Genomic DNA, 26943 nt, shown 5'->3' on the forward strand with positions numbered 1-26943 from the left:
TCGACGAGCTGGTCGCGAAACTCAAGGATCTGGGAGTGACCGCATGAGCGTGCTGGTTCTCGTCGAACATGAAGCCGGCGTCCCCAAGGACGCCTCGCTTTCGACCATCACCGCCGCGCAGAAGCTGGGCGACGTGCACGCGCTCGTCGCAGGTTCGGGCGCCGAGGCCAAGCAGGCGGCGGACGCGACCGCGAAGATTGCGGGCGTGGCCAAGGTGCTGCTCGCCGACAATGCGGCCTACACCAACATGCTGGCCGAGAATGTCGCGCCGCTGATCGTCGGCCTTGCAAGCGGCTACGATGCCCTGCTCTTCAACGCGACCTCGATCGGCAAGAATGTCGCGCCGCGCGTCGCCGCCTTGCTCGACGTGATGCAGGTGTCGGACGTGCTGTCGGTCGAGGGGCCGGACACGTTCACGCGCCCCATTTACGCGGGCAATGCGATCGCGACGGTCAAGTCGTCCGACGCCAAGAAGGTGCTGACGGTACGCGGCACCGCTTTCCCCAAGGCGGCGGCGACCGGCGGCAGCGCGAGCGTCGAGAATGCTTCGGGCGCGGGCGATACGGGGCTTTCGAGCTACGTCGGCGCGGAGACGAGCAAGTCGGAACGGCCCGAACTGACCAGCGCCAAGGTGGTCGTCTCGGGCGGCCGCGCACTCGGATCGTCGGAGGAATTCCACCGCGTGATCGATCCGCTCGCCGACAAGCTCGGCGCGGCGGTCGGGGCGAGCCGGGCGGCGGTCGATGCGGGTTATGCCCCCAACGATTACCAGGTCGGCCAGACCGGCAAGATCGTCGCGCCCGAAGTCTATATCGCGGTCGGCATTTCCGGTGCGATCCAGCATCTGGCCGGCATGAAGGACAGCAAGACGATCGTCGCGATCAACAAGGACGAGGATGCGCCGATCTTCCAGGTCGCCGATCTCGGCCTGGTCGGCGACCTGTTCCAGATCGTGCCCGATCTGACCGCCAAACTTTAAGCCAGATTTTTAGGCAGTCGCGAACCATGCGTTAAAGCCGCGTGCGGTAGCCCGGAGCGAAGCCGGGGACCGCACGCTGCTTCAGAAACGCAATCCAGATCGGATATTTTCCCCGCGGCGCGTTAACGTCGCGGTATCCGTCGTGGGTCTAGGCCAGCTTCCGTGTCGCTGAGCTTCTTCTCGCCCGCTCCCCGCCCCACCGACGAACGCGAACGCCAGCGTGCGGTCGATGCGTCGGGCGTATTGCGCGCGCCACCCGATCCGGCGCTGCATCAGCTGGTCGCGAAGGCGGCTCAATTGCTCGATGCGCCGATGGCGGCCTTGTCGATCATCGACCGCGACCGGATGTGGTTCGCGGCGCGCGTCGGCATCGACGCCCCCGAAACCTCGCGCGCCATCTCTTTCTGCGCGCACGCCATCCTCAAGCCCGAGGAACCGCTCGTGATCGCGGACGCGGCCAGCGACGAACGGTTCGCGGGCAATCCGTTCGTCCAGAACGAGCCGGGGGTGCGCTTCTACGTCGGCATGCCCGTGCTGGGAACCGACGGCCATCCGCTGGGCGCGCTCTGCATACTCGATGTGCGCCCGCGCGAGGGGGTGTTGCCACTGGCGCAGCTCGCCAGGCTGGCCGAGCGGGCCGGCCAGGCAATCGCCGAAATCCACCAAAGCGAGGGTGTCGGCGTTTGGACCGCAGCCAGAGGGTCGGCAACCGGCTAAGCCGGTCTTCGGACGCGCTTCGACGACGAAATGCGCCGCTGACCTCATCAACGGCCACGCGCTGCCCACCAACGACACAAGCCGCTGTTTACGCAGCCGGTCCGAAAACCGTAGCAGGTGTCATGGATCCGACCGAGGCAGCGCCGGCCAAGAGCGGCCTTTCCGCCAACCGGGTGGCTATCCTGGCGATCCTGGTCTGCTGGGTTACGCAGTTCGTGCTGCTGACCGCGGAAATGGCGGCCGCCGAAAGCGCGATGAACATGCCGGTGATGCGGCAATCGGAGATGATCGCGCGCGGCTGCGTGTCGATCGTGGGCATATTGCTGTCATGCTGCATGGCGCTGCTGCTGCGCCGGATGCGCGCGACCACGCTCGGGCCGCGCATCGCGGTCGCGGCGGGCGCGGCGCTGGTGGGTTCGCTCCTCCACGCGGTCGCCAATTTCGGCGTCTTCTATCTGCTCATGCCCGCGGAATCGCTCAACCGGGCGACGATGGCGTCCTATCTGGCGGCGACGACCGTCTGGTTCTGGACTTACGGCACGATCGCGGCCTTGCTGCTGGTGATCTATTATCATGCCGACCTGCGCGAGCGGGACCGGCGGCTGGCGCAGATGCGCGCCGTCGCCCAGTCGGCCCAGATCAAGGCACTGCGCTACCAGATCAACCCGCATTTCATGTTCAACACGCTGAACTCGATCGCGGCTCTGGTCGGCCGCAAGGAGACCGAGGAAGCCGAGGCGATGGTCGAGGACCTGTCCGACTTCCTCCATACGACGCTGCAGCTCAATCCCGAGGACGATATCCCGCTGTCGCGCGAGCTCGAGCTGCAGAAACTCTATCTCGGCATCGAGACGGCGCGCTTCCCCGACCGGCTGCATGTCGACGTCGACGTGCCCAGGGAATTGCACGATCTGGCCGTGCCCAGCCTGATCACGCAGCCCCTGGTCGAGAATGTGATCAAGCACGCGCTCCGCAAGAGCACGACCCCGATCAGCCTGCGGATCGCGGCGCGGCGGACGGGAGACATTCTCGAGCTGACGATCCACAACAGTTTCGGTGACGTGCCCGACCAGCGGCGCGGGCCGCCCGGCATCGGCCTCGCCAACGTCAACGAGCGGCTGACGATGCGCTATCCCGGCGCGAGCGGCTGCCTGGCGATCACGGACGACGACGGGTTCAGCGTGCGGCTGACTTTACCCGCCGTCGATACGGATGCGCGCGCATGAAGGTGATAGTCTGCGACGACGAGTTCCTCGCGGTCGAACGGCTGGAGCGCATGCTGTCGCGGATCGACGACATCGTGATCGCGGGCAGTGCGCAGAACGGCCGCGACGCGCTGGCGCTGATCGCCGAGCATGCGCCCGACGCCTTGTTCCTCGACATCGAAATGCCCGCGCTCGACGGTTTCGACGTGGTCGAGGCGCTCGCCGCCGACCCCAATGTCGCACCGCCTTTGATCGTGTTCGTGACCGCCTTCCCGCAATTCGCGGCGCACGCCTTCGATACGGGCGCGGTCGACTTCCTGATCAAGCCGGTGCGCTTCGCGCGCCTGGAAATGGCGGTGGCACGCGTGCGCGACGTGATCGACCAGCGCGATGCGCGCCGCCGCCTCGCCGATCTGGCGGGCCAGCTCAGCGCGCTCCGCGCCGAGGGCAATGACAATGTGGGCGGCGCCAACGAGATCTGGGTCCATCGCCGCGCCGAGCGCATCCGGGTCGATCTCGACGCGGTCGAATTGGTGCGCGCGGAAGGCGAATATGTGCGGTTGTTCGTAGGCGAGCAGAGCTTCCTCCACCGCGCCTCGATCGGCTCGATCGCAGCCCGGCTCGATCCCGGCCGCTTCATGCGCGTCCACCGTTCCTATGTCGTGCGGCTCGATCTGATCGCGAAGATCCGCCGCAAAACGGCGGGCGGCTACAGCCTGCTGCTGGTTGGGGGCGAGGAGATACCGCTCGGCCGCCTCTATCGCGCCGACCTGCTGCGCCACGCGCAAGGTTAGTCGGGCTTGGCCAGCATTTCCTCGGTGCGCGTGTAAGCGGAGCGCTTCGGCGTCTCCTCAAGCGAGACGTCGGTCGCGAAATAGGCGACGCCGGTGCCGCTTTTCGGGTCGATCCACAGCCCCGAGCGCAGGCCATAGGCATCGCCGGCATGACCCAGCCGCCGCCGCCCGTCGCCGAACGGATCGTCATGGCAGCCCGCCTTGGCCGTCGCGAGCAGCATGGTGGCGATGCCGTAGCTGCAGATGAAGCCCGCCTGGTGATTGCCGGCCGGGTCCTCGCCCGTGTCGCCGTTGCTGCCGTCATAGATCCAGAGCGGGGTTTGCAGGGTCGCGACCGATGCAGGACCCAGAAACCGTACGCCGTCGGCCCTGCCCCGATTGAGCAGCAGGCGCCCGATCTTCGCCAGATCGCGTGCCGAGACGTAGAGCCCGCCCTGCGGCGAGAAGATCGCGCCATTGGTGCCCGGCCGATAGGCATCAAGGTCGCAACTCCCGTCGCGGGCGCGCGTCACGGGGCAAGCCGGCCGCGCGCCATGATTGTCGTCGCGGGTAACCTGCCCCTTGCGATACTGGACAACGATCCGCGCCACCGCCGCGTCCGAGCAGGTGGTGAAATTGTAGCAGGCATCGAGCTTGAGCGGGGCGAGCACGAGATCGTGCATCAGCCGGTCGAAGCGCTCGCCGGTGGCACGCTCCATCACCGTCGCGACGACCGGGAAATTGAGGTTGGTGTAGCGGAAGAAACGGCCGGGCGCGTGCGCGCCATCCCATACTTTCGGATCGGCCAGCACGGTACGAAGGTCGGCATCGAGCGGCAGTACATAGTCGACGCCGTCGATCAGGCTCGATCGGTGCGACAGCAGCAGCCGCAGCGTGATCGGCGTGTCGGGGAAAGCGGGGTTGCGCAAACGATAGCCGAGCAGCGTCGAGACGTCGGCGTCGAGGTCGAGCCTGTGCTGCTCGACCAGTCGCATCACGCCGATCGCGGTCACCAGTTTGGAGATGGAGGCGATCCGCACCGGATCGTCGGCGGTGACGGCGCGGCCGCTGCCGAGATCGGCGAGACCCTTGGCCGCGACCGCGGTTTCGCCATGCCGGTCGAACGCGACGCGCACGCTTGCCATCGGCTGGGTGGAGGCGAGCAGGAGAGCCGAAAAGATCATGATCGGAAGTTAGCGGGGCCGCGGCGCCAAGGCCACGACCCCGCCAGCAGGCCTAGAGCTTCACTTCGATCGTCAGGTTGAACGACCGGCCGCGCGGATCGGCGACGCGGGGTTCCCAGTCGCTGCCGGTGCCGTTGTTCGAATCATAGGAGATCGCGAACGGCGGATCCTTGTCGAACAGGTTCTTGACGCCGGCGACGAAGCGCATGTGCTCGATCCCGGTATAGTTCACCGACAGATTGTAGAGGATGTAGTTCTTGACCCGCGCCACGTCGCAACACGGATCGAACGTGCCGGCGAGAATGCCGGGCAGGACCTGGTTCTTGTAGCCGTCGCGGAAGATCTGGGTCAGCGTGACGCCCCAGGTGCTGCCGTTATAGGCGACATAGGCATTGTGCTTCCACTTGAGGCCGAGATCGGCCGCGAGCGAATAGACGCCCAGTTCCTGGATCGTCGCCGAGGCGGCGTTCACCTTCTCATTCTTCTTGAGCAGGTAGGTGCCGTCGATGCCGACGCCGATCGAACCGCCGAACGCCGGGAAGACGCCGCGCGCGGTGACGTCGATGCCGTCGGTGTGGGTCGCGCCGGCATTGGCATAGGTTTCGTCGACCGCGACGAGCGTGCCCGCAGCGTCGCGGATGAAGCGATCCTGCAGCACGTCGTAGCTCTGGAACATATAAGCGAGCGGCAGCACCTGGATCGTATTCTTGCGGTCGATCCGCCACCAGTCGACGCTCGCGCTGAAGTGCGACGAGGGTTCGAACACGACACCCGCGCCATATTCCTTCGCCGTCTCCGGCCCGAGATCGAGGTGGCCGCCGTTGATGATCTGCACATTGTTGTTGAGCGACGGGCAGCCCGTCGCCGCATTGACCTTGCCGCCCGGGCAATTCTTCGGATCGGCGAAGTCGGAGCCGGTGTAGAGCGCCGACGTATCGGGATTGAAGATCTGGTTGAACGCCGGCGCGCGGAACGCGGTGTTGTACGACGCGCGGAACATGAGCGGCTGCCACGGCCGGAATTTCAGGCTGAGGTCCGGATTGGTGGTCGTGCCGAAGCCCGAATAATCGTCGACGCGCACCTTGGCATCGAGTTCGAGGCTCTTGAGGATCGGGACCAGCAATTCGGCATAGGCAGCTTTGATGTCGCGATGCACGCCGGCGAGCGCGTTGGCATTGTCGTACGGCGCGGCGATGACCGTGCGTTGCGCCGCGACCGCGCGCGGATCGCCATCGAACTTATATTCCTCACGTCGGAAATCGACGCCGACCGCCGCCTTGAGCGTGCCGGCGGGCAGATTGAACAGCGAACCGCTCGCCGACGCGTCGGCCTGCTTGACCGAATATTTGCCGCCGTACAGCACGAGCCCCTCGGCCGAAGCCGCCTGGATCGCGGCGATGCCGGCCGGGCTTTGCGACTGGCCCGGGAAGAGGAAGGGATCGACCTTGCCGCTGTTGAGCGCGGCGATGAGCGCGTCCTGGTAATAATAACCGCCGCCGAGCGTCGAATCCGACTTGCTGTCGGCGTAGGAAACGCCGGCATCGTAATTCCAGTCGGCGAAGATCGGGCCGGTTGCCGACAATTCGGTGCGGAAGGTCTTGGTGGTCGTGTCGATCTCACGCTCGCCGCATTCCATGCAGCGCCAGCGATAGGCGAAGCCGGTGCCGTAAGGGATAGTGGCCGCCAGCGTCGGGAAGGACTGGATCAGCGTGTTGTAAACCTGGGCATAAGCCGCATCGTTCACGCCGGGGACGAGCTTGTAGGAATAATTCTGCGTGGTCGTGTTCGGCGTGATCTGGACCTGCGAGAATTTCTTGTTGGAATCGGCCTTCGATCCGGTCACTTCCAGCGCGATCTCATGGCTGCCGAAGCGTGCCGCGGCGCGGCCATAATAGGTCAGCGTGTTGATCTTCTGCTGCAGATAGACGTTCTTGCCGGTGTCGAACGCGCAGGCAAGCGCGTTGCCCGGCGCCCCCCAAACATCCTGATCATAGATGCCCTGCCCCGGAATAGAATCGCAGCCTGCCTGACCCGGCAGGCGCAACAGGTTGATGCCGCCGGTCGCGCGCTGGGTCGTGCTACCCGGCAGGAAGGGGAAGTTGCCCGTTGCCGGGAAGGCGGTGCCGGCAAGGTTGACGATCGTCCCGAACGGCGTGCCGCGCGTATCGACGCCGAGGCCCTTGTCATGCTGGAAGGTGTTGATGAAGCTGCGATCGGCCGCCTGCAGCGGGAACACCCAGCTGTATCCGACCGTGCCCATGATGTTGAAATGCTGCTCGTCGAGATCGCCGTAGCCGGCGATCGCGGACACACGGTAGATCGGCGAATCGCCTTCCTGCGTGATGTCGCTCGACGCCGACGCGCCGAAGCCGGTGTAATTCTTCTTGGTGATGAAGTTGATCACGCCGCCGATCGCGTCGGTGCCGTACACGGCGGATGCGCCCGCCTTGAGCACTTCGACATGGTCGATCGCCATGAACGGGATCTGGTTGACGTCGACCGCGGCGCCGGTCGTGCCCTGCGCGGCGACGCGGCGGCCGTTCAACAGGACGAGGGTCGCGGCCGAGCCCTGGCCGCGCAGATTGGCGTAGGAGGCGCCGTTATTGCCGCGCCGCTCCGATGTGACGACGTCCGAATTGGACGCCAGATTGTCCGCCGAATTGCCGTTGTCGGTCAGGAACGACAGCAATTGCTCCGGGCTGGCGATGCCGTTGCGCTGGATTTCCTGGGTGGTGACGATCTGCAGCGGCAGCGCGCTGTTGTTCGGGTTCTGGCGGATGCGCGAACCGGTGATGATCACCTCGCCATCGCCAACGTTCTTGACGCTCGCCTTGCTGCTCGAATCGACGATGGGGGTCGCCGCACCAGTCGGGGTTGCCGCGTCCTGGGTGGTCGTCTGCGCAGACGCAGCGAAGGCCATCGACGCCGCCAGCGCGATCGCGGCGCTTCCGGAAATCAGATGGAATTTGAATAACGTCGTTGTGGTCATATCGGTGCCCCCTTCTGTCCACTCGTTCATGAAACTGAAAGAAAGCTAACACGCGCGCTGCACTGCGCCAGAGAATATGAAGCCGGTTTCATAGCATGATCGCATTCGTTGCAGCCGGGCCACACCTCGGCGATTGACGGATCGCTTCTCACGGCCGAGCTTGGCGCCGAACATGCCGCAGCGACCCGATTTCCCGATCCGGCCGGACTGGATCCGCCATCTTGGCTGACGCGCCCGCGCCGCCGCGCGCGCCGCTCGGCCGGCTCGCGCTCTATCTATTGCTCGGCTTCTCCGCCGGTTTGCCGTTCTACATGTTCTCGACCGTGCTCGCGCTGCGGCTGGCCAAGCATGGCGTCGGGCTGGTGATGATCGGCTTCTTCGCATGGGTGACGTTGCTGCCGACCTTCAAATGGGCGTGGGCGCCGTTGCTCGACCGGTTCGACGTGCCGGGTTTCGCGCGCTTCTGGGGCAAAAGGCGGGGCTGGATCATGCTGTCCCAGCTCGGCATCTTCGCGTCGATGGCGGCGATGGCCTTTACCGCCGCTGACCGTTCGCTGGCGGTTACCGGCCTGTTCGCGGTGCTGCTTGCCTTCTGGACGACGACCTTGGAGGTCGCCGCCGATGCCTGGCGGATCGAGCTTGCCCCAACCCAGGAGGAGCAGGGGCCGATGGTCGCTGCCAACCTATGGGGCTACCGATCGGCGATGGTCGCGGCCGGCAGCGGCTCCTTGATCGTCGCCGACATTGCCGGCTGGACCTGGGGCTATCTGGTGATCGCGGCGGCGGCGTTCGCGCCCTTCCCGATCCTGGCGGCGATGCGGCCCGACCCGAGCGGCATCGGCGGGCGGCTGCCAGCGTTGCTCACCGGCCTGATCGCGAGTCTCGTCATCCTCCTGACGTCGACGGCGATCGTCGCGGCCATCGGCTGGGCGGTGTTGCGCGCGGCAGCCGATATCGGAATCAGCGACAAGACCAATGCCACGCCGGTGGTGCTGGTGATCTGCTTGATCCCGTTCGTCGCGCTCGCGTTGGCGCTGCCGTGGATCCGGAGATTGCCGCCGACCGCCAAGGCGCGGACCTCGGCGGCGGTCGGGCCCTATGTCGATATCTTCTGGCGGTTCGGTTACGCGGCTTTGCCCGTGCTGGGTTTCGTCGCGATCTATCGCATGGGCGACGTGCTGACTCTGGCCTTGTCCAAACCGCTGGAGAATGCCGCCCATTATACATTAACCCAGATCGGCTGGGCCGACGGCTGGGTGGCTTTGCCGTCGAGCATGGTCGGCGTCGCGATCGGCGGCTGGATCGCCGCGCGCTACCGGCTCGCCTGGATGCTGGTGGTCGGCGCGGCCTGCTCGGCGGTCGGCAACTGGATCTTCGTATGGCTGTGGTATCAGCCGCCGAGCAACTTCGTGCTCAATATCGCGACCGCGCTGGACCAGTTCGCGCACGGGCTGGAGGGTGCGGTGTTCGTCGTCTACCTGTCGCTGCTGGTGAACCCCAAATATCCGGGCGCGCAATATGCCTTCCTGTCGGGCTTCGCCTTCCTGCTGCCGCGGCTGGTGGCAGGCGCGGGCGGATCGATCCAGGCGCAGATCGGCTATGACGGATTCTTCTGGCTTTCGGGCGCGCTGAGCGCGGCGGCGGTGGTGTTCCTGCCCTTCATCGCCAACGTGAAACCAAGGCCCGCTGACGCATGATCGACGCTGCCTTCGCCTCCGCCGAAGCCGCGATCGCGGAAGGGCGCATTCCCGGCGCGGCGCTGGGTGTGGTCCATGCCGATGGCCGCCGCGCGATCCGCCACGCCGGCATGGCAGCGCTCGTGCCGCAGCCGGAGGTGTTGACCGAGAATCACTGGTTCGACCTCGCCTCGCTCAGCAAGGTGATCGCGACCACGACGATGATCCTGGCCCTCGCCGAACAAGGCCGGATCGATCTCGACCGCCCGCTGACCGACGCGATCCCGGACCTGCGCCAATATGACGTCGCGAACGCCGCCGAGCGCAAGCTGACGTTCCGCGACTGCCTCGCGCATCGCACTTTCCTGCCAGCGGTCGAGCCGATCTATACCTATGGCGACGATCCCGATCGGCTGCGTGCGTTCGTGCTCCAGCGCGAATGGAAGCATGGGCCGCATGTCTATTCGGACATCAACTTCATCATGCTCGGCATCGCGTTCGAACGGCTGACCGGGCAGCCTTTGTCCGCCTGCCCATTCGGCGAGGGGCTGAGCTATGGCCCGCCGCCCGGCCCGGCGGTCGCGACCGAGGCGTGCACGTGGCGCGGGCGCGTGCTGAAGGGCGAGGTGCATGACGAGAATTGCGCGGCGCTGGGCGGCGCGACCGGCCATGCCGGGCTGTTCGGCACGGTCGCGGGCGTGCTCGATTTTGCGCAAGGCCTGCTCGACGGCAGCGGTACCACGCCGTTCCAGCTGGACGCGATCCGCACGCCGATCCGCGATCATCGCACCTGCGGCTGGGAGAAGAAATTCGCCGGCTGGCATGGTGGCGACGCCTGCTCGGCCGAGACGATCGGCCATACCGGCTTCACCGGCACCGGGCTTTGGATAGACTTCGAGCGCGGGATCGGGTGGACGTTGCTAACCAACCGCGTCCATCCGACCCGGCATCGCGAGACGGGGATATTAGAGTTGCGGCAGACGACCGGCGATGCGGTGATCGCGGCCAGCTAACGGCAGCGTCCGACCTGATCGCGCCTATCCGCCACGAAGGGAAAAAACAAAAAACCCCGAAAACGAACTAAAGGAATTGGCGCTTGCGGCTCTGGCCGGCACGCGCGTTCGGTGCCGTTGCCACTGCCAAATCTGAGAAACAGCCGAAGCCCGCGATCTGCAGACGTGTGGTATCAGCATCTCGCATCGAAATGCGTACGCTTTATGCGTACATTTGTCAATCCTTCACCTAGTAAGGCGTTTCAGGGCTGTGGTGTGATTGCGTCCGGCGACGCCCTTATCCGAAGTTAGGTATAGTGTCCCCGAAACGCTGCTGAAACGCCGCTGATTGCCGTGCTTTAACGGCGGAGTTCGACCTAGGCGCGGACGATTACCCCCGTCGACTATTGATTTTCCCAGACGTCTCCAAAGAGCCCGTAACTCTCCTCCAATGCCGAGACTAGTCGTTGAGCGTCATCGGAGGTTGCGGCTGTTACGTCTTCTAACGTTAGAAGGATGCCCAAATCCGCATCAGCCCCGATGAGCCGCCTTGTCACGCGCAAGTAACCACCAAACGGAAGCTGGCCGAGATACGCTTCGACTTTCTTCGAGATGCGAAAGGCTATCGCATCACCTATCTGAGGTGCGACGGGCAACGTCAGCGAGCCAGATATCATGCCGAATGCTGCTTCTTTGGTGAAGATAGAGAAATCTATGTGGACCTTGATCATGCTCATGCTCGTAACTTCGTTTGGCGACCATAGCGTGTAAGCGCATCCTCCCTAATGACTGCTTTCCAGCAAAGCCGCCTTCACGCTGAAATCCGGCTAATTCTCGGCGGCGATCAAATTGAGCGCTTCGTCCACCGCGCGGGTGGCGCGCACATTTTCGGGCACGTCGTTGGCATAGGACGAAAAGGTCAAAGTGCGTCCGCTCTTCGCGATCATGTAGCCCGACAGCGCATTGCTCTGGTTGAGCGTGCCGGTCTTGGCGAAGAGTTTGCCTTCGAGCGGGGTGCCGCGGAAGCGGTGGCCGAGCGTGCTGGGTTCGCCGCCGACCGGCAGGGTCGCGCGCCATGTAGCCCCCCAGGGCTGGGCCGCGACCCAGCGCAGGAAGATCACCGCGCCGCGCGGTGCCACCCGGTTGTAGCTCGACATGCCCGAGCCGTCGGCAAAGTCGTAGTCGGCGCGCGGTACGCCAGCCTTGGCCAGCATCGCGCGCACCACCGCCAGCCCGTCGGCGACCGAGCCGCTGCCATCCTTGATCGAGACGCGGCGCAGGAACAGTTCGGCGTGGAGGTTCTGGCTGATCTTGTTGGTGTGGATCAGATCCTCATAGAGCGGCGGCAGCGTCAGCTTGGCCAGCACGGCCTGCGGGGGCGGGCGCATCGGCGGCGCACCGTCGCGATGCGCGATATCGTCGGACCAGGCGAGCGGGCGATGGCGCATCGCGATCGTGCCGGTGACCTTGACCCCGCGCGCCGCCAGCAACGCCTGCAAACGCCACGCGGCATAGCGCGCCGGATCGTCGATCCCCATTCGGAACAGTTCGGGTTTGGCGGACGCGCCGATCGTGCCGACGAGCCGCACGACGAGGCCGTTGGGGTCGCGCGTATAATCGAGTTCGACCTTGTCGCCCGCGACCGTGACCGCGCGATTGTCGACCGTGTAGTAAGCCGGCAGATCGAGCGTCGGCGCGGTGCCGATGGCGCCCGGCGTCACCGTCATCGGCACTTCATTGTCGTCGAGCGTCAGCGCGGAGGTGGCGGTGCCCGAGCGGGTCGGAATGTTGTTCCAGCTCATCCCCTGCGACCAGCGCTCGTCGGGAAAGAGGCTGTCGTCGCCGATCACGTCATGGACGCTATGCGCCTTCGCCGCGACCGCGTCGGCAAGCGTCGCGAGGCAGTCGGTCGCGCAATCGGCCGCGCTCGACAGGCGGGCATCGCCATGGCCTTCGAGCACGACGTCGGGCGGTCCCTTGCGATAGGTTTCGAGCCGCACGGCAGCGCCGCCGGTCGCGTCAGGCTGATCGAGCCCGTCGAGCGTCGCAAAGACGGCGGCGGTGGTGAACATCTTGGTGTTGGACGCCGGGATGTAGCGGCCATCGGGATCGATCGCGATCAGTTCCTTGCCGCTGTCGTCGGCGACGACGAGACCGTAGCGCGGGCCGGGGCCGGCGGCCTTCAGTATCGTCTCGACCCGGTCCTGCAGCGGCGCCTGTGCGGTTGCGGCGGCGAGCGGCAACAAGGCCGCGACAAGCAATATTCCCCGGATCATCGGCGCGAACCTAAGCAAGATATCCCGGCAAGCAAGCAAATGGCTTGCCCCATGCGGTAAGCGGTTTCACAAGCAATGTGATGAGCTTGTGGACCGGACTGAAACTGGGGCTGTGCGCGGCGGGGCTGGTGCTCGCGCACCCTGCCCTCGCTGCAACCGACGATCTGGAAAAGGCGATGGCGTTGCCAGTCGCGGGCGGCCTTACCGGCGCGCACGACAAGGCCCGCTTCGCCTGGGTCGAGAATGAGGCGGGCGTCCGCAACATCTGGATTGCCGACAAGGGTGTTGCGGCGCATGCGCTGACCGCCTTCACGCAGGATGACGGGCTCGAAATCTACGATCTGGAATTCACCCGCGACGGCAGCGCGCTGGCATTCGTGCGCGGCGGCGACGCCGAATATCCGGACATGGAGGATGTCCCCAATCCGGCGAGTTTCGCGAGCTGGCCCAAGCAGCAATTGTTCGTCTCGACGCTCGACGGCAGCACGCCGGTGCTGGTCGGCGAGGGCCATAGCCCGACCTTTTCGCCCGATGGCAGCAAGCTCGCCTTCACGTATCGGGGGTCGATCTATCTGTGGCAGCGCGCCGGCGAGGCGCACCGCGTCGCCAAGGTCGCGGGCGAGGTAGCGAGCCTGCGCTGGTCGCCCGACGGCACCAGCCTGTTGCTGATGGACGATCGCGGCAGCCACAGCTTTGTCGGGCTGCTCGATATCGCCGCCGGGCAGGTGCGCTATTTCCAGCCCGAGCTCGGTCACGCCGACGAACCGACTTTTTCGCCGGACGGCAAGCAGATCGCCTTCCTGTTCTTCGTCGATCCGCCGACGGGCGCGGCCGACGATAGCGGGCCTTACTGGTCGCTGCGCATCGCCGACGTCGCGACGGGCGAGACGCGGACTTTATGGTCGGCGCCGCAGGGCGTGGGCGGCCGCTATGCCGGCACGCGCGGCCGCAACCTGCTCTGGAGCGCGACCGGCACGATCGTCTTCCCGTGGGAGGCGAGCGGCTGGGTCCATGCCTATGCGATCGATCCGAAGGGCGGCAACCCGCGCGAACTGACGCCGGGCGCGTTCGAGATCGACACCTACGTGCTCAGCCCCGACGGCAAGAGCCTGGCCTATGCCGCCAACGCCGGCGACGCGGACCGCCATCATCTGTGGCGCGTACCGCTCGATGGCGGTGCGCCGATGGCACTGACCAAGGGCAATGGCATCGAATCCTACCCCGTGTTCGCGGGTGATACCCTCGCCGTGACCGCGACCGATGCGAGCCATCCGGCCTATCCGGCTTTGGTCGAGCACAAGCTGTCGCCGATTGGGCCCGCGCCCGCGGCCACCAATTTCCTCACGCCCGAGCCGGTCGTGTTCAAGGCTGAGGATGGGGTTGCGGTCCACGCCCAACTCTTCCGCGCCAGGGGCAGCGGCAAGCATCCGGCGATGATCTTCGTTCATGGCGGGCCGCGCCGGCAGATGCTGCTCGGCTTCCACCCGTCGGGCTATTATTCGAACAGCTACATCCTGAACCAGCATCTCGCCGCCGAGGGCTATGACGTGCTGTCGGTCAATTATCGCAGCGGCACCGGCTATGGCCGCGCCTTCCGCGACGCGCCCGGCATCGCGCGCGAGGGGGCGACCGAATATCGCGACGTGCTCGCGGGCGGACGCTGGCTCGCCGCGCAGAGCTTTGTCGATCCAAAGCGGATCGGGATCTGGGGCGGAAGCTGGGGCGGCTATCTGACCGCGCTTGCGCTTGCACGAAACAGCGACCTGTTCGCGGCCGGGGTCGATTTCCATGGCGTCCACGCGATGGTCCGCCCGGTCGAGAACAACCTCTCGCCCGATGCGCAGGCCGCCGCGCACCAGTTGCAATGGACATCGTCGCCGATGGGATCGATCGAGACATGGCGCTCGCCGGTGCTGCTGATCCATGGCGACGACGACAAGAATGTCGATTTCGGCCAGTCGATCCTGCTCGCGCGCGAACTGGCCGCGCGGCGCATTCCCTATCGCGACCTCGTCTTCCCCAACGAGCGGCACGGTTTCCTGCGTTATGCCGACTGGCTGGCGAGCTATCGCGCGGCCGATGCGTTCCTGCGCGATGCGGTGATGAACTGGCCCATGCGCTGAACCCGCGCACTTTACGGTGATGATCGGCGGTGCATGCCGAGTTTACAATTCGTCACTTTGAAAACCCGCAGACCCGATGCAGGAATTGATGTGGATCAATTTTTTAACTTGATCCTGCGAGTGTCCGACGGCAGGCGTTCGAGCCGGAGTGAAGTCAATCTGGTGCGAAAATCTGTTGACGTGACAGGCGCTTAGGCTTGAGCCCATGGATGGCGAGGCCGCCGCGGGAGGGAAGGATGCCGGACAAGAAGCTGGTTCTCCTGGTCGAGGATGAGTTCCTCATTCGTGACCTCATCCAGACATCGCTGGAGGACGCCGACTTCTGGGTCGTGAGCGCCGGCCATGGCGGCGAAGCAATCCAATTGCTCGACGGCGACCAGACCAAGGTCGCGGCGCTGATCACCGACGTGCGGCTGGGTGACGGGCCGGACGGCTGGGCGGTGGCGCGCTATGCGCGGCGGATCAAACCCGATCTGCCCGTCATCTATTTCAGCGGCCACAGCGCCGCCGACTGGCCGTCGGAAGGCGTGCCCCACAGCCTCTATCTGCAAAAGCCGTTGACCGCGCCGCAGATCGTGAAGGCGGTGCGCAACGCGGTGAGCCCAGCTTAGACGTAGTGGGGTTCGCCCCGCTCGCGCAGCGCTTCATAATGGACCAAAGCCGGTTCGGGGCCGAGCGGCACGGGTTGGCCGTCGCGGAACGCCCATTCGCCGCGATCGCAATCCTCGGCGCGAACATAGCCGTTGATATAGAGGCGGCGCTTGTGATCGGACCGGTTGGCCCCCGATCCATGCACCAGATAAGGGCTCCAGAAGGCGAGATCGCCCGGCTTGAGGATGACCTCGACAAGATCGTCGGGTGACAGGCCGGCGCTCTCCAGCACCCCATCGCTCATCGCATTGCCCAGCACCTCGGTCGAGGTGTCGAAATCGAGATCGCCGCGCAGATGGCTGCCGCGGATGAACTTCATGCAGCCGGAAATGGGCGTGTGCGGATCAATCGCGAGCCCGGTCTGGATGTAGGAGGTGGCGAGGTTGCGATAGGCCTCGGCCGGCAGGCGGAAGCGCGCATCCTGATGCCACGCGAAATCGCCGAGCGCGCCCGGCGCCTTCCAGTGGATCTGGTTGATGATCTGCTTGAGGTTGCGGCCGATCAGCGGCTCGAGCACAGTCACGAAGCGCGGATCGAGCCGGACGGCGTTGAGCAGCGGCTGGTGGTAGGCGATCCATTGCGCCATCCGCACAAAAGGCGTGCCGCTCTGATCGGGCTTGATGTTGTAGAAGAGATTGCCGTGGCGGAAGCTGCGGCCGTGCGCGACGCCTTCGGCATGGACCTGATCGATCGCCTTGCCGATTTCGGCCACTTCCGCCGCGCTGAACAGGCCGCGCAGGATGACATAGCCGTCGCGGGCATAATCGGCGGGAATATCGGCGAGCGCCGTCACGGACAGGTTCCTGGAGTCGGTTGATGCGGAAGCGCGCGTCCTGCGGCAACGCCGGTTAACGTGCCGTGATCGACCGCGATCATGCCGTTGACGAGCACGGTCTGCACGCCGGCGGCGAACAAGGTCGGCTGCTCATAGGTCGCGTGCGCCGCGTAGGTCTTCGGATCGAACACGACCACATCGGCGAAGGCGCCGGCCTTAAGATGGCCGCGACCGGCAAGGTGAAACCAGTCGGCGGTCAGTGTTGAACTGCGCTCGATGAACTGGCGCACAGTGATGACCTGATCCGCGACCGCATATTTCGCATATTTGCGCGCGAACGTGCCGTAGACGCGGGGATGGCCGGTCGAGGCATCGGAATCGGTCATCACCCACGGCTGCCTCATGAAGGCGGCGATGTCGGCTTCGCTCTGGTTGAAGGAGACGGTGCCCGGATCCCCGATCCGGATGACGGCGATGGCGGTCGCGACCGCGTCCATATGATGCGCCGCCATGATCTCGGACAGGCGATGGTTCTTGAACGGCCCTTCGACGATCAGCAATTTGTCCGGCCCGCCCCGCTTGCGCAAATTCTCGGTCATGTCGGTGCGCAACCGATCGGCCAACGCCGGATCGTCGAAGCGCTTGAGCAAGGCTTCACGCCCGCCATCCTGCGCCCATAACGGAATGAGCGAGGCGACCAGGCTCGTCCCGCTCGCCGACCAGGGATATTGGCTGGCGGTGATATTCACGCCCTCGGCGCGCGCGGCATCGATCTTCGCAATGATGTCCGGCGCCTGCCCCTGCACGTCCACGCCAAGCGCCTTGATGTGCGAGATGTGGATCGGGATGTGCGCCTCGCGCCCGATCTCGATCGCCTCGTCGATCGCCGCCTTCAGCCCGACCGTGTAGGAGGATTCGTCACGGATATGGCTATCGTAGAAGCCGCCACGCTTGGCTGCTTCCTTCGACAAAGCGACGACTTCGTCGGTCTTCGAGAAGCTCTGCGGCGCGTAGAACAGTCCGGTCGAAAGCCCGAGCGCGCCCTGGCACATCGCGCTTGCCACCATCGCCTTCATGCGCGCGAGCTCGGCCTCGGTCGGGGCGCGGTTGGCGGCGCCGATCACCTTCTCGCGGATCGTGCCGAAGCCGGTATAGGTCGCGTAATTGATGCCGACGGGCCTGGCGCGGGCGCGATCGAGCACCGCGCCGACATCGATCGCGCCGCCGCCGTCATTGCCGATGAAGGCGGTGGTCACGCCCTGCATCAGGAAGGCGGGCACGAGCCGTTTGCGGGCGTCGTCCGAAGCGAGATCGTCGCCGACATGCGTGTGCGGATCGATGAAGCCGGGCGCGACAATCATGCCCCTCGCATCGATCACGCGTTTCGCGGCTACCGTGAGGTGCCTGCCGACCGCTGTGATGCGGTCGCCGCGGACCGCGACATCGCCCGCGAAAGGCGCGTCCGACCCGGTGTAGATGGTACCGCCGCGGATCAGCAGATCGGCGGTCGCCGCCGACAGGGGGCCAGTGCAGAACAGCACGCACAAGCCGCCCAAAAGGGCGCGGTTCGCGATCGTCATGCCCACCCCTTACGCCCGTCCGATCAATAGGAAAACGGGCAGAGTCATCGATCCGCAACACAGTCCAGCAATCGAAGCATATTCTCCGGGAGGAATTTGCGATGGCGCGGGCGGGACAATGGATTGCAGCGGCCTGGGCTCTGGCGGCGAGCTGGTCGGCGACGGCCGCACCGACGCCGCCCGCCCAGCCCAAATTGATCGTGGCGATCGCGGTCGATCAATTCTCCGCCGAACTGTTCGAGCGCTATCGCGCGAGCTTCACCGGCGGGCTCAAGCGGCTCGGCGACGGCATCGCCTTCACCGGCTATCAGAGCCATGCCGCGACCGAGACCTGCCCCGGCCACTCGACCATCCTGACCGGCCGCCACCCGGCCGCGACCGGGATCGTCGCCAACACCTGGTTCGACGCGAAGAGCGGATCGAGCATCTATTGCGTAGCGGTCAAGGGTACCGCCGATCCCGATGCGCGCGGGCCGCAGAATCTGCGCGTGCCCACGTTCGGCGAATGGCTCAAGCAGGCCCAGCCGCAGGCGCGCGTCGTCGCGATCTCGGGCAAGGATCGCGCCGCGATCATGATGGCGGGCCATCATCCCGACGCGGTCTATTGGTGGAATGACGGGGTCGGCTTCACCACCTCGTCCTTCGCGGGCCCGGCGACGCCAGCGGTAACCGCCCCGGCGGCTGCCTTCGACAAGGCCCTGTTCGCGCGCTGGAAGGCGGCACCGCCGAAGCTGTGGCCGACCAACATTTCGGCGGCGTGCCAGGCGTTGGCCGCACCCCAAATTTTCGGCAAGCTCAAGCTCTCGGGCAAGGTGCCGCCGGACCTGTCGCTGACGGTCGAGAGCGGCGACTTCCTCCACCGCACCGATTTCCAGGATCAATTGCGCGTCTCGCCGATCTTCGATCCGCTGACGATCGATTTTGCCGACCAGACGATCGACCGGCTGCACTTGGGCCACGGCCCCGCGACCGATCTGCTCGCGATCAGCCTGTCGACGACCGACTATATCGCACACCGCTACGGCAATGGCGGCGCCGAGACGTGCGTGCAGATGGCCGCGGTCGATCAGGCGCTCGGCACGTTGCTCGCGAAGCTCGACAGCCTGAACGTGCCCTATGTGGTCGTGCTGACCGCCGATCATGGCGGGATCGACGCCGCCGAGCGCGCCGCCGAACATGGGTTGGACGCGCACCGGATCGATCCGGTCGCATTCGTGAAAAGGCTGAACGATGCGATCGGCAAGCAGCTCGGCCTGAACTACGAGACGATCGTCGGCGACGATCCGCAGCAATTGGCGATCAATGTCGGTCCGGACGCGGCCTTGCGCGCGCAGGTGCGCGATGCCGCGGTCGCGTGGCTGAAGCAGCAGCCTGAGGTCGCCGCGGTCTTCACCGCCGACCAGACCGCCGCCGCCGTCCCGCCGCCGGGAAAGCCGGTCGACCAGCTCTCGGTCGTCGAGCGCTTCCACGAAAGCTACGACAAGGAGCGCAGCGGCGACATCCAGGTCCAGTTCCAGCAATATAGCACGCTCTATATGGCGCGCGGGCCAGGCGACACGGTCGCGGGCCATGGCAGCCCATGGGATTATGACCGGCGCGTGCCGATCCTGTTCTGGTGGCCGGGCGTGACGCCCGAAGACCGTAAGGAGCCGATCGAGACGGTCGATATCGCGCCGACTTTGGCCGGTATCGCGCATGTGCCGGCGCCGGAGGTGGACGGCAAATGCCTGGAAACGGTCGCGGGTAGCTGCCGATAAACGATCGCCCTCTTCCCGTTCGGGCTGAGTCTGTCGAAGCCGGGTATTTCTCTTTTTGCGCGTTTTGAAGAAGGGCAGCACTTCGACAAGCTCAGCGCGAACGGGGGTTTGACTCGGGCGCGGCAGAGGCTCAACTCTGCCGCGCATGAGCCATTACAAGAAGGCGCTCGTCGACCTGCAATGCGCGCTGGTGCGCACGCAGCAGGCCTTGATGGCGAGCGGCGCGCGGACAGTGCTGGTGCTCGAAGGCCGGGACGGCGCCGGCAAGGACGGCAGCATCAAGCGCATCACCGAACATCTCAGCCCACGCAATACGCGCGCGGTGGCCTTGCCCAAGCCATCGGACCGCGAGCGGTCGCAATGGTATTTCCAGCGTTATGCGTCGCATCTGCCGGCGGCGGGCGAGTTCGTGATCTTCAACCGGTCCTGGTACAACCGGGCGGGTGTGGAGACCGTGATGGGCTTCGCCACGCCATCCGAGCAGGCCGAATTCCTGCGCGACGCGCCCGATTTCGAACGGATGCTGGTCGAAAGCGGGATCACCCTGATCAAGCTCTGGCTCGACATTTCCAAGAAGGAGCAGGCGGAGCGGCTCAACGCGCGGCGCACCGATCCCTTGAAGGCGCTCAAGGTCTCCGATCTCGACGCGGTCGCGCAGAAGAAATGGAAGGCCTATTCGGCCGCGCGCGACATGATGCTGGAGCGCACCAACACGTCGATCGCGCCGTGGCATATCGTGCGCGCCAACCACAAGAAACCGGCACGGCTGGCGATCATCCGCCATTTGATTCACCAGATCGCGCCGCCCGACATAGCCGGCGCGATCGATCCGCCCGAGCCCGAAATCCTGTTCCCTTACACGCCCGAGGCCGTCACCGACGGACGCCTCGCGCCCTGACGCCCAAAAAGCCCGATATAGACAGCGCGCGGGCTTCCCCGCATGATCGGATCACGCCGGTCTGAAGGGGACAGCATGGCAGAGCGGGAATCGACCGTCGCGCACGGGCCGGAACATGGCCTCGAACGGATGATCTTCTTCTCCGACGCGGTATTCGCGATCGTCATCACGCTGCTGGTGATCGACATCCATGCGCCGCATCTGCCGTTCGGATCGCCTGACCGCGATTATTGGATCAGCCTGATCAACCTCGGCCCCGAATTCCTCGGCTTCTTCATTTCCTTCTTCGTGATCGGCTTCTTCTGGGCGGGCCACCATCGGGCCATGTCGCTGGCGTCGCATTACTCGCCCAGGCTGATTTTCCCCAATCTGATGCTGTTGGCGTCGGTCGCGGCGATGCCCTTCTTCACCGCGTTCGCCAGCGCCAACCCGATGATGCGCGTGCCGATCTTCTGCTATTGCGCGTGGCTGCTGGTCGCGGCGGTCTTGAACCGGCGTTTGCAGGCGATCGTGACGCACCCGCCGGTGGTGAGCGAAACCGCCTCGCCCGAACTGATCGCGGTGACGCGCGAGCGCGGCACGGCCGTGGTCCTGGGGTCGCTCACGGCGATGGCGGTCAGCCTGATCGTGCCATGGCTCGGCCAGGTCGCGCTCTGCACGATCCCGTTGTGGCGGTTGGCGCTGCGGCGCTTTGCGGGGCGGCCGCGCTGATGTCGGGCAGGGAAAATTACGGGATCCATGCGCCGACGGTCGTGCGCAACCTCGGGTCGATCGGTGCGATCCTGCTCAGTTCGAGCGTCCTGTCGCGTCACTGGCACATACTGGAATGGCTCGCGCCGACGATGGTCTTCGTAGGCCTGTCGATGGTGGCGATGTCGCTGTGGATGCTGATCTCCAGCCTGTGGCTCAAACGGTTCGTGCTGCGGCGGCTGCTCGACGCGCATCGATGGCGCGGCGACGAGATCGTGCTCGACCTGGGCTGCGGCCGCGGGCTGGTCGCGATCGGCGCGGCGCGGCGTGTGCCGTCGGGCAAGGTCCTGGCGATCGATCTGTGGCAGGATGTCGATCTGAGCGGCAATACGCCCGAAGCCCTGACGGCCAACGCGCAGGCTGCTGGGGTGGCGGACCGCGTGCGGGTTGAAACGGGCGATGCGCGATCCCTGCCCTATCCCGATGCGAGCTTCGATGTGGTGGCGTCGATGACCGTGATCCACAATATCCCGGACGAGCCCGGCCGGGCCGCCGCGGTGGCCGAAGCGTGGCGCGTCACCAAGCCGGGCGGCCAGATCCTGATCTTCGATATCCGCCATGCGCGCGCTTATTTGCGCCAGTTGCGCGGGCTCGGTGCGACAGAAGTCGCGCTGAGCTGGCCGATCCTGCTGTGGGGAATGCTCGGCTGGCGCTTCGCGGTTACGAAACCCTAGTCAGGCTGCGTGCCGCAAATCCATCGTCGTGTTGACGCAGAGGCCGGCGACGAACTGGTCGGTACAGGCGTCCCAACTGTAGCGACGACCTTCCGCCGCGCAGGCCGCGGGCTGCGCGGTGAGCGCCTTGCGGATCGCTACGCCCAAATCCTCGTCCATCGCGCCGATACGGCCTTCGGCTTCGCCGATAATGTCGAGCGGCCCATGGACCGGGAAACCGGCGATCGGCGTGCCCGTGGCGAGCGCCTCGATCATCACCAGTCCGAACGTATCGGTCCGGCTCGGAAAGACGAACACGTCGGCCGACGCATAGGCCGAGGCCAGCTCCGCGCCGTGCAGCGGCCCGAGGAAATGGACCATCGGGTAACGCTGCTGCAGCTGGGCGCGCGCGGGACCGTCGCCGACCACGACCTTCGATCCGTTGACCGGCGCGTCGAGGAAAGCGTCGATATTCTTCTCGACCGCGACCCGGCCGACATAGAGCTGAATCGGGTGCGGCAGGCCCATCATCGCCGCGAGGCGCGGTGCGGCCGGCGTGAACAGGTCGAGATCGACGCCGCGCGACCAACGATGCGTCTGTGGCAGTCGCTGGCCTGCGAGCTCCTCAGCCAACATCCTGGTCGCGGTCATGATCGTCGCGGCAGGCGCATGGAAACGGCGGACCACCGGCCAGAACCAGCTGGGCGGCAATCCGGTACGCAACGCCACATAGTCCGGGAAACGCGTGTGGAACGAGGTCGAGAATGGCATATGCTGATCGAGGCACCAGCGCCGCGCCGCCCAGCCGAGCGGACCTTCGGTCGCGATATGGACCGCGTCCGCGCCGAAGCCGGTCAGCCGCCGCGCGACCTCACGCCCCGACCCGATGGCGAGGCGGATTTCAGGGTAGCTCGGGCAAGGGATGCTGCGGAACTGATCGGGCGTGATCGTCTCGACCGTGTAGCCGCGCGCGCGCAATTTGCCGACCGTCGTCTCCAGCGTGCGCACCACACCGTTGATCTGCGGGCGCCACGCATCGGAGACGAGCGCGATCCTCATGCAGGCACCAGAGCGAGCGGCTGCGCGATCCGCGCCGGGGCGCTTGCCTCGGCGGCTTCGATCCGCTTGCGTTCGGCCCAGTCGACGATCTCCATCCGGCCGTCTTCATGCTCGACCAAAGCCGTGCAGCTCTCCACCCAGTCGCCGTCATTATAATAAGTGATATCGCCGAACTGACGGATCTCGGCCGAGTGGATGTGGCCGCAGACCACACCTTCGACATGGCGCTCGGCGGCGGCGCGGGCGACGACCTCCTCGAAACGCGAGATGAAGGAGACCGCATTCTTGACGCGCTTCTTCATGTGCGCGGCGAGCGACCAGTAAGGCAGGCCGAAGCGCCGCCGCACGAAGTTCACGATGCGGTTGGACTTGAGCAGCAATTCGTAGGCGCTGTCGCCAAGGAAGGCCAACCACTTGGCGTAGAGCACGATGCTGTCGAACTGGTCGCCGAGCAGTACCAGCAGGCGGCGGCCGTCAGCGGTTTCATGGATCACTTCGCTCGCAACGGTCACGTCGCCGAAGGCGAGGCCGGCATAATCGCGCAGCACCTCGTCATGGTTGCCGGGTACATAGACGACGTGCGTGCCGTGCTTCGCCATCTTGAGGATGCGGCGCACGACATCGTTGTGGCGCGGCGGCCAGTACCAGCCCTTGCGCAGCCGCCAGGCGTCGATGATGTCGCCGACCAGATAGAGCGTTTCGCACTCGATCGACTTCAGGAAGTCCATCAGCAGCTCGGCATTGCAGCCGGGGGTGCCGAGATGGATGTCCGAAATCCAGATCGTCCGATAATGCGTGCGCTGGCGCGGTGCGGGCTTGGGATCGGGCTCGTCGAACCAGGCGGGCAATGTGGCGGGCGCGGAGAAAGGCTTCTTCGGACCGGCGGGCGGCGTACGCCGTGCCATCGGCGAAAGGTCTGGGAGAGAGGCCAAAACGTGCTCCTCGCGCCGTTGCGATGGAGCCGCCAATAATGCGAACCCGTGAAGCGCGTGGGTCAGTCCGGTTGCAGATATGTGAAGGTGGATGGGTCGAACCGCGCCTCCTGTAACAAAACCGGCATCAACCCGTAGCGCGCCTGTCTCCGAACTGACCGATAGCTCGCCGGATCATGGGAGACCGGCAGATGGATACGGTGATGCAGACCCGGACGGTGGCAGCGGCCTACGACCGCTGGGCGCCCGTCTATGACCTGGTGTTCGGCGCGGTCTTTCGTCGCGGCCGGAACATCGCGATCCAGGCGGCCGACCGCGTCGGCGGGCGTGTGCTCGAGGTCGGCGTCGGCACGGGCATCTCGCTGCCGTCCTACAGCAAGCGCTGCAAACTTTATGGCATCGATATTTCTGAGGGCTTGCTCGCCAAAGCGCGCGAGCGCGCGAACACGCTCGACAATGTCGAAGCGATCGCGGTGATGGATGCCGAGGACCTGAAATTCGAAGACGGCGCGTTCGACGTGGTCGTCGCGCAATATGTGATCACCGCCGTCCCCAATCCCGAACGCGCGCTCGACGAATTCGCGCGCACCGTGCGCCGCGGCGGCGAGATCATCATCACGACGCGGATCGGCGCGGGCAAGGGCCTGCGCGGCGCGATCGAGAAAGCCTTGATGCCGATCACCAGCCGGCTCGGCTTCCGCACGGAATTCCCGTTCGAACGCTATTCGGACTGGGCGACCGCCAATGGATCGATCGATCTGGTCGAGCGACGCGCATTGCCGCCGCTCGGCCATTTCGAACTCCTCCGCTTCCGCAAGAACTGAACGGACAGGTCATGACCGGATCGACGAAGACGATGAAGATCAAGCAGGCCGGCGGCGCGCTCAAGCAGAAGGGCGGCGCGCTCAAGGCGAAGAGCGGCGAGAAGATCGCCGCGTTCAAGGATCAGCTCGAAGAGCAGCGCTGGGACGATCATCGTTATTATCATCACAGCCTGATCAACCAGAGCCTGCACTTCCTGAGCGCGTCGAGCTTCATCGGCGCCTACATCTTGCTGTTCCACGATCCCGCGCTGGCGAGCCTGCTCGGCTGGTGCGTGGCGATGACCAGCCGCCAGGCGGGCCATTTCTTCTTCGAGCCCAAGGGCTATGACGAGGTCAACCAGGCGACGCACCAGTACAAGGAAGAGATCAAGGTCGGCTACAATCTGATGCGCAAGGTCGTCTTCATGTCGATCTGGGCGCTGATGCCGATCCTGCTGCTGATCAGCCCGACCTTGTGGGGCGTGTTCTCGGATATCCCCGGCCCGATGGGCTTCCTCCGCCATGTTGGCCTGATGTGGCTGGCGCTGGGTGCGGGCGGACTGTTGTTCCGCACCTTCCAGCTCTTCTTCGTCCGCGACGTGCCGACCGGTCTCGTCTGGGCGGCGAAGATCATCACCGACCCGTTCAACGACTTCAAACAATATCGCCACGCGCCGGCGCGGCTGCTGAAGGGCGAGCGGTTCGACGGCGGCATTGCGACGCGCTGATCCAGCTTCTGCCGGCGTTTCCCTTTGCGCCGGCGGGTTTCGGGCCTGTCGAGTATCCTACTCGGCAGGCCCGTTTGTTTTTTGGTGATGCGCGTGAAGACCTCTTTCCGTCACCCCGGACTTGTTCCGGGGTCCACTCTGAGGCGAGGCGCCTGCCTCCCGGTGGATGCCGGAACAAGTCCGGCATGACGGCCAGCGAATTAACGCCCGAAGCGCTTGGCGATCAGCTCGCGCAAAATGCCACGGCGGACCGACTTGTTGGTCGCGTTCGGCGCGTGCCACCACCAGCCATTGGCCGCCATCCGCTCCGCCGCGCGGGTGAAGCGCGCAACCACCTCGTCGAAATCGGCATCGCTGTAATTGAGGCTGAAGATGATGCGGCCGGTGCCGACCCAGCTCAGCAGGAGGCCTTCCTCGCGCAAATAATATTGCAGCATCCAGTTGAAGCGCGACGGCACGTTGTAGAGCACCGTCCAGATCGACGAGAGATTGGCGACGCGGACGGGCACACTGGCCGTTTCGAGCGCCGCGTTCATCTGCATGGCGCGCACGTTCCAGCGTTCGTCGAGCCCGTCGTAGAGCGCCGCCGTCTCCGGCTCGTCGAGCTTGCGCAGGAAGGCGTTCATCGCCCCCATCACATAAGGATGCGCGTTGAAGGTGCCGCGCGCGAAGCAGATGTCGACTGGCCGGTCGGGGCGGAAGCGCTTCATCAGTTCGGCTTTGCCGACCAGCACGCCGACCGGCAGCCCGCCGCCCAAAGTCTTGCCGTAGGTGACCATGTCGGGACGAATGCCGAAATATTCGATCGCGCCGCCGCGCGCGATGCGGAAACCGGTGAAGACGTCGTCGAGGATCAGCACGATCCCGCGGTCGCGGCAGACTTCGGCGACGCGGTGCAGCCATTCGGCATAGGCCTCGCGATCGAGCCCCGCGCGGCGGCCGCCGTCGACCAAGGTGTTGTCGGACGGCGCGGCGTTATTGGGATGGAGCGCCTGGAGCGGGTTGATCAGCACGCAGGCGATGTCGCGGCGCGTGGCGAGCGTCTGCAGCGCCTTTTCGGACATTTCGGCGAGCGTGAAGGTGCGATCGGCGTTGACCGGATTGCCGATCCCCGGCTGCACGTCGCCCCACCAGCCGTGATAGGCGCCGCAGAAGCGCACGAGATGCGAGCGCTTCGTGTGGTAGCGCGCCAGCCGGACGGCCTGCATGACCGCTTCCGTGCCCGACATGTGGAACGAGACCTCGTCCTTGCCCGATATCCGCGCCAGCCGCGCGGCGTTGTCGGCGACCAGCGACGGGTAGGACCCCAGCACCGGGCCGAGCTCGCCGATGCGCCGGGCGCCGCGCTCCATGCAGCCCTTGTAGAAGTCGTAGCCCAGCAGGTTCACGCCGTAGGAGCCGCCGAGATCATAGCTGGCGTTGCCGTCGAGGTCGGTGACCTGC

At 65.5% G+C, this 26943-nt stretch carries 23 protein-coding genes; 14 read left to right on the forward strand and 9 right to left on the reverse strand.

Annotated features, from left to right (window positions below; all coding sequences use genetic code 11):
- Positions 1–43 precede the first annotated feature (43 nt).
- The 4 genes from VK533_RS00985 (at position 44) to VK533_RS01000 (ending at position 3695) form a co-directional block, all read left to right on the forward strand.
- Positions 44–979 carry an electron transfer flavoprotein subunit alpha/FixB family protein gene (locus VK533_RS00985; RefSeq protein WP_324374130.1) on the forward strand — a complete coding sequence of 312 codons (936 nt, stop codon included), beginning with the start codon at positions 44–46 and terminating at the stop codon, positions 977–979.
- A 162-nt stretch (positions 980–1141) separates the two neighbouring features.
- Complete coding sequence (locus tag VK533_RS00990; protein ID WP_324374132.1) at positions 1142–1696, forward strand: GAF domain-containing protein; 555 nt, start codon at positions 1142–1144, stop codon at positions 1694–1696.
- A gap of 122 nt (positions 1697–1818) precedes the next feature.
- Positions 1819–2922 carry a sensor histidine kinase gene (locus VK533_RS00995; RefSeq protein ID WP_324374134.1) on the forward strand — a complete coding sequence of 368 codons (1104 nt, stop codon included), beginning with the start codon at positions 1819–1821 and terminating at the stop codon, positions 2920–2922.
- Positions 2919–3695, forward strand: coding sequence for a LytTR family DNA-binding domain-containing protein (locus VK533_RS01000; protein WP_324374136.1), 777 nt, complete (start codon positions 2919–2921; stop codon positions 3693–3695). The genes VK533_RS00995 and VK533_RS01000 overlap by 4 nt, the downstream gene beginning before the upstream one ends.
- Here VK533_RS01000 and VK533_RS01005 read toward each other — a convergent pair.
- Both VK533_RS01005 and VK533_RS01010 read right to left on the reverse strand, forming a co-directional pair.
- Positions 3692–4858 carry a serine hydrolase domain-containing protein gene (locus VK533_RS01005; RefSeq protein WP_324374138.1) on the reverse strand — a complete coding sequence of 389 codons (1167 nt, stop codon included), beginning with the start codon at positions 4856–4858 and terminating at the stop codon, positions 3692–3694. The two genes, VK533_RS01000 and VK533_RS01005, sit on opposite strands and share 4 nt — an antisense overlap.
- 52 nt (positions 4859–4910) lie before the next feature.
- Entirely contained in the window at positions 4911–7847 is a 2937-nt protein-coding gene (locus VK533_RS01010; RefSeq protein ID WP_324374140.1) for a TonB-dependent receptor domain-containing protein, read from the reverse strand.
- Between the two features lie 221 nt (positions 7848–8068).
- Between VK533_RS01010 and VK533_RS01015 the strand changes: the two genes are divergently transcribed.
- Together VK533_RS01015 and VK533_RS01020 are read left to right on the forward strand one after the other, a co-directional pair.
- The gene (locus VK533_RS01015; protein ID WP_324374142.1) at positions 8069–9544 is read left to right on the forward strand and encodes a permease; all 1476 of its coding nucleotides are present in this window, start codon (positions 8069–8071) and stop codon (positions 9542–9544) included.
- A complete protein-coding gene (locus VK533_RS01020; RefSeq protein WP_324374144.1) occupies positions 9541–10536 on the forward strand; it encodes a serine hydrolase in 996 nt (331 codons plus the stop codon). Before VK533_RS01015 ends, VK533_RS01020 begins: the two co-directional genes overlap by 4 nt.
- A 383-nt stretch (positions 10537–10919) precedes the next feature.
- On the opposite strand, the gene VK533_RS01025 is transcribed toward VK533_RS01020, so the two are convergent.
- Both VK533_RS01025 and dacB read right to left on the reverse strand, forming a co-directional pair.
- Complete coding sequence (locus tag VK533_RS01025; protein ID WP_324374145.1) at positions 10920–11246, reverse strand: hypothetical protein; 327 nt, start codon at positions 11244–11246, stop codon at positions 10920–10922.
- Positions 11247–11342: 96 nt separating this feature from the next.
- Positions 11343–12791, reverse strand: coding sequence for a D-alanyl-D-alanine carboxypeptidase/D-alanyl-D-alanine endopeptidase (gene dacB, locus VK533_RS01030; protein ID WP_324374147.1), 1449 nt, complete (start codon positions 12789–12791; stop codon positions 11343–11345).
- Between the two features lie 80 nt (positions 12792–12871).
- Here dacB and VK533_RS01035 point away from each other — a divergent pair, with 80 nt between their 5' ends.
- Both VK533_RS01035 and VK533_RS01040 read left to right on the forward strand, forming a co-directional pair.
- A complete protein-coding gene (locus VK533_RS01035) occupies positions 12872–14914 on the forward strand; it encodes a S9 family peptidase (protein WP_324374149.1) in 2043 nt (680 codons plus the stop codon).
- Positions 14915–15150: 236 nt separating this feature from the next.
- Positions 15151–15525: a response regulator gene (locus tag VK533_RS01040; protein WP_324374151.1), complete on the forward strand. Its 375-nt coding sequence runs from the start codon at positions 15151–15153 to the stop codon at positions 15523–15525.
- Here VK533_RS01040 and VK533_RS01045 read toward each other — a convergent pair.
- Both VK533_RS01045 and VK533_RS01050 read right to left on the reverse strand, forming a co-directional pair.
- A complete protein-coding gene (locus VK533_RS01045) occupies positions 15522–16358 on the reverse strand; it encodes a phytanoyl-CoA dioxygenase family protein (protein WP_324374153.1) in 837 nt (278 codons plus the stop codon). The two genes, VK533_RS01040 and VK533_RS01045, sit on opposite strands and share 4 nt — an antisense overlap.
- On the reverse strand, positions 16355–17920 hold the full coding sequence (locus VK533_RS01050) for an N-acyl-D-amino-acid deacylase family protein (RefSeq protein ID WP_324374155.1): 1566 nt from the start codon (positions 17918–17920) through the stop codon (positions 16355–16357). Before VK533_RS01050 ends, VK533_RS01045 begins: the two co-directional genes overlap by 4 nt.
- Positions 17921–18021: 101 nt before the next feature.
- Between VK533_RS01050 and VK533_RS01055 the strand changes: the two genes are divergently transcribed.
- The 4 genes from VK533_RS01055 to VK533_RS01070 all read left to right on the forward strand — a co-directional run bounded on the left by VK533_RS01055 (position 18022) and on the right by VK533_RS01070 (position 21999).
- Complete coding sequence (locus tag VK533_RS01055; protein ID WP_324374156.1) at positions 18022–19677, forward strand: alkaline phosphatase family protein; 1656 nt, start codon at positions 18022–18024, stop codon at positions 19675–19677.
- Between the two features lie 145 nt (positions 19678–19822).
- On the forward strand, positions 19823–20575 hold the full coding sequence (gene ppk2, locus VK533_RS01060) for a polyphosphate kinase 2 (protein WP_324374158.1): 753 nt from the start codon (positions 19823–19825) through the stop codon (positions 20573–20575).
- A 75-nt stretch (positions 20576–20650) separates the two neighbouring features.
- On the forward strand, positions 20651–21286 hold the full coding sequence (locus tag VK533_RS01065) for a TMEM175 family protein (protein ID WP_324374160.1): 636 nt from the start codon (positions 20651–20653) through the stop codon (positions 21284–21286).
- Positions 21286–21999 carry a class I SAM-dependent methyltransferase gene (locus VK533_RS01070; RefSeq protein WP_324374163.1) on the forward strand — a complete coding sequence of 238 codons (714 nt, stop codon included), beginning with the start codon at positions 21286–21288 and terminating at the stop codon, positions 21997–21999. The genes VK533_RS01065 and VK533_RS01070 overlap by 1 nt, the downstream gene beginning before the upstream one ends.
- On the opposite strand, the gene VK533_RS01075 is transcribed toward VK533_RS01070, so the two are convergent.
- Together VK533_RS01075 and VK533_RS01080 are read right to left on the reverse strand one after the other, a co-directional pair.
- Complete coding sequence (locus tag VK533_RS01075; protein WP_324374165.1) at positions 22000–23037, reverse strand: glycosyltransferase family 1 protein; 1038 nt, start codon at positions 23035–23037, stop codon at positions 22000–22002.
- The gene (locus VK533_RS01080) at positions 23034–23942 is read right to left on the reverse strand and encodes a UDP-2,3-diacylglucosamine diphosphatase (protein WP_324374167.1); all 909 of its coding nucleotides are present in this window, start codon (positions 23940–23942) and stop codon (positions 23034–23036) included. Before VK533_RS01080 ends, VK533_RS01075 begins: the two co-directional genes overlap by 4 nt.
- A gap of 218 nt (positions 23943–24160) precedes the next feature.
- Here VK533_RS01080 and VK533_RS01085 point away from each other — a divergent pair, with 218 nt between their 5' ends.
- Together VK533_RS01085 and VK533_RS01090 are read left to right on the forward strand one after the other, a co-directional pair.
- Positions 24161–24793: a class I SAM-dependent methyltransferase gene (locus VK533_RS01085; RefSeq protein WP_324374170.1), complete on the forward strand. Its 633-nt coding sequence runs from the start codon at positions 24161–24163 to the stop codon at positions 24791–24793.
- Positions 24794–24804: 11 nt separating this feature from the next.
- Positions 24805–25500, forward strand: coding sequence for a hypothetical protein (locus tag VK533_RS01090; protein ID WP_324374172.1), 696 nt, complete (start codon positions 24805–24807; stop codon positions 25498–25500).
- 200 nt (positions 25501–25700) lie between these two features.
- Here the strand turns inward: VK533_RS01090 and VK533_RS01095 are convergent.
- A partial coding sequence (locus tag VK533_RS01095) for an aminotransferase class III-fold pyridoxal phosphate-dependent enzyme (protein ID WP_324374174.1) occupies positions 25701–26943 on the reverse strand: 1243 nt, incomplete at its 5' end.

It is taken from the genome of Sphingomonas sp. (assembly GCF_035317925.1).
GTDB lineage: Bacteria > Pseudomonadota > Alphaproteobacteria > Sphingomonadales > Sphingomonadaceae > Sphingomonas_I.

What these genes read in the sequence shown, in the direction of transcription:
- VK533_RS00985 (WP_324374130.1), top strand. Translation starts at nt 44, where the DNA reads ATGAGCGTGCTGGTTCTCGTCGAACATGAAGCCGGCGTCCCCAAGGAC.
- VK533_RS00995 (WP_324374134.1), top strand. Translation starts at nt 1,819, where the DNA reads ATGGATCCGACCGAGGCAGCGCCGGCCAAGAGCGGCCTTTCCGCCAAC.
- VK533_RS01000 (WP_324374136.1), top strand. Translation starts at nt 2,919, where the DNA reads ATGAAGGTGATAGTCTGCGACGACGAGTTCCTCGCGGTCGAACGGCTG.
- VK533_RS01005 (WP_324374138.1), bottom strand. Translation starts at nt 4,858, where the DNA reads ATGATCTTTTCGGCTCTCCTGCTCGCCTCCACCCAGCCGATGGCAAGC.
- VK533_RS01010 (WP_324374140.1), bottom strand. Translation starts at nt 7,847, where the DNA reads ATGACCACAACGACGTTATTCAAATTCCATCTGATTTCCGGAAGCGCC.
- VK533_RS01020 (WP_324374144.1), top strand. Translation starts at nt 9,541, where the DNA reads ATGATCGACGCTGCCTTCGCCTCCGCCGAAGCCGCGATCGCGGAAGGG.
- VK533_RS01025 (WP_324374145.1), bottom strand. Translation starts at nt 11,246, where the DNA reads ATGATCAAGGTCCACATAGATTTCTCTATCTTCACCAAAGAAGCAGCA.
- dacB (WP_324374147.1), bottom strand. Translation starts at nt 12,791, where the DNA reads ATGATCCGGGGAATATTGCTTGTCGCGGCCTTGTTGCCGCTCGCCGCC.
- VK533_RS01035 (WP_324374149.1), top strand. Translation starts at nt 12,872, where the DNA reads ATGAGCTTGTGGACCGGACTGAAACTGGGGCTGTGCGCGGCGGGGCTG.
- VK533_RS01040 (WP_324374151.1), top strand. Translation starts at nt 15,151, where the DNA reads ATGCCGGACAAGAAGCTGGTTCTCCTGGTCGAGGATGAGTTCCTCATT.
- VK533_RS01050 (WP_324374155.1), bottom strand. Translation starts at nt 17,920, where the DNA reads ATGACGATCGCGAACCGCGCCCTTTTGGGCGGCTTGTGCGTGCTGTTC.
- VK533_RS01055 (WP_324374156.1), top strand. Translation starts at nt 18,022, where the DNA reads ATGGCGCGGGCGGGACAATGGATTGCAGCGGCCTGGGCTCTGGCGGCG.
- ppk2 (WP_324374158.1), top strand. Translation starts at nt 19,823, where the DNA reads ATGAGCCATTACAAGAAGGCGCTCGTCGACCTGCAATGCGCGCTGGTG.
- VK533_RS01065 (WP_324374160.1), top strand. Translation starts at nt 20,651, where the DNA reads ATGGCAGAGCGGGAATCGACCGTCGCGCACGGGCCGGAACATGGCCTC.
- VK533_RS01070 (WP_324374163.1), top strand. Translation starts at nt 21,286, where the DNA reads ATGTCGGGCAGGGAAAATTACGGGATCCATGCGCCGACGGTCGTGCGC.
- VK533_RS01075 (WP_324374165.1), bottom strand. Translation starts at nt 23,037, where the DNA reads ATGAGGATCGCGCTCGTCTCCGATGCGTGGCGCCCGCAGATCAACGGT.
- VK533_RS01080 (WP_324374167.1), bottom strand. Translation starts at nt 23,942, where the DNA reads ATGGCACGGCGTACGCCGCCCGCCGGTCCGAAGAAGCCTTTCTCCGCG.
- VK533_RS01085 (WP_324374170.1), top strand. Translation starts at nt 24,161, where the DNA reads ATGGATACGGTGATGCAGACCCGGACGGTGGCAGCGGCCTACGACCGC.
- VK533_RS01090 (WP_324374172.1), top strand. Translation starts at nt 24,805, where the DNA reads ATGACCGGATCGACGAAGACGATGAAGATCAAGCAGGCCGGCGGCGCG.